This window comes from Caballeronia sp. (assembly GCF_049581465.1).
In the GTDB taxonomy this organism is placed as follows: Bacteria; Pseudomonadota; Gammaproteobacteria; order Burkholderiales; family Burkholderiaceae; genus Caballeronia.
On the sequence record NZ_JBAUSA010000792.1, the window covers coordinates 1 to 1,726 of the forward strand.

Genomic DNA, 1,726 nt, shown 5'->3' on the forward strand with positions numbered 1-1,726 from the left:
ACACTCTCGCCGGCTCGTCGGCCGCCGAGACGGCCACGAGGGAGCGCAGCACTGTGTCGTCAGCCTGGCAGCTGCGCACCAGCTTCGTCTCGAGCGGGCCGGGCGGGGGTGAGCGTTGATGGGTCTGTTTGTGTTGGGTGCGGTTGGTCACTTGGCGGAGGGACGCGGGCAGATGGGAACGTCGTTGAGTTTTCATTTGTTCTTCGCGGTGCTGGGGGTTGGGTTGCCGTTGATGATGTTGACCGCGGAGGGGATGTATCTGCGTACCGGTGATCCGACGTGGCGGGCGTTGGCGCGTCGATGGTCGAAGGTGTTCGCGATCCTGTTCGCGGTCGGGGCGGCTTCGGGGACGATCATCAGCTTTGAACTGGGGCTCTTGTGGCCGCGGTTCATGGCATTCGCTGGCGGCATCATCGGTTTGCCGTTTTCGCTGGAGGGTGCGGCATTCTTTATCGAGGCGATCTTCGTCGGCATTTATCTGTACGGGTGGGATCGGCTGTCTGCTCGGACGCACTGGCTGTCAGGGATCCCGATCGCCCTCGCCTCCGCGGCGTCGGCGTTCTTTATCGTGACCGCGAACGCGTGGATGAACGTGCCACGTGGCTTTGAGCTCGTGCACGGCCGGGTGACGCACGTCAACGTGCTGGCGGCGATGTTCAACCCGGCTTGGGCGACCGAGACCTCGCATATGGTGCTCGGTGCTTATCTAGCGACCACTTTTGGCGTCGCTGCCGTCTATGCCGTTGGGATGCTGCGAGGCCGCCGCGACTCCTATCACCGCAAAGCGATCACGGTGTCGCTGGCGATCGCGGCGATCATCGCTCCGTTGCAGCTCGGGGTCGGCGATCTACTCGGCCGGACCGTGGCCCAGCACCAGCCGGCAACGCTCGCCGCGATCGAGGGCGTGACCCACACAGAGACGGGCGCCGGTCTCAACGTTGGCGGGATCCCGCTGCCGGGCCACGCCACCACCGTCTTCAACGTCAAGGTTCCGAACCTGCTGAGTCTGCTCGCGTATGACAAGCCCAATGCGCGTGTGCGGGGGCTGGACACGTTCCCGAAGGCGGATCGCACACCGCTCGCGGGGCCGACACGTCTGGCGTTCATCGGGATGGTCGGGATCGGAACGGGGCTGGTGCTCGTGAGCCTCTGGTACTGGCTGCGCCGCCGCCGCAATGGCCCCGGTCCGGAAGACCGGTTCACGCTGATGGCGTTGGCCGCCGCTGGGCCGCTGGCGTTCGTGGCCAACGAGCTTGGCTGGCTGGTGAGTGAGTTCGGACGCCAACCATGGGTCGTCTACGGAGTGTTTCGCACCTCGAAGGCGATCACGACGGCATCCGGTCTGGGCGCCACATTCGCCGGGTTCACGGTGCTCTATATCGCGCTCAGCGCGGTGACGGTGTGGGGCGTGCGACGAGTATCAACCGGGACCCCAGAGCCATCGTCGAGCCCAATCGTGAGAGCGGCCTGAGTATGAGCCTGCCCGCCCTGATCGCGATCGGAGTCGGCCTCACCCTGACCACGTACGCCATCTTTGGCGGAGCCGACCTCGGCGCCGGGATCCTCTACCTGACCTCCGGCAAAAGCATCGAGCAGCGTACCGCGATCGCGGGCGCGATCGGACCCCTGTGGGAAGCAAACCACGTCTGGTTGATCTTCACGATCACGATCCTGTTCTCCGCTTTCCCAAGCGGATTCGCGGCCCTCGGAACCGTTCTCCTGGCGC

At 65.2% G+C, this 1,726-nt stretch carries 2 protein-coding genes; both read left to right on the forward strand.

Annotated features, from left to right (window positions below):
- Positions 1 to 118: 118 nt before the first annotated feature.
- Positions 119 to 1,471, forward strand: a complete 1,353-nt coding sequence (locus tag WCA53_RS19540; RefSeq protein ID WP_423914373.1) for a cytochrome ubiquinol oxidase subunit I — start codon at positions 119 to 121, stop codon at positions 1,469 to 1,471.
- Positions 1,472 to 1,473: 2 nt separating this feature from the next.
- A partial coding sequence (locus WCA53_RS19545) for a cytochrome d ubiquinol oxidase subunit II (RefSeq protein ID WP_423914376.1) occupies positions 1,474 to 1,726 on the forward strand: 253 nt, incomplete at its 3' end.

What these genes read in the sequence shown, in the direction of transcription:
- WCA53_RS19540 (WP_423914373.1), top strand. Translation starts at nt 119, where the DNA reads ATGGGTCTGTTTGTGTTGGGTGCGGTTGGTCACTTGGCGGAGGGACGC.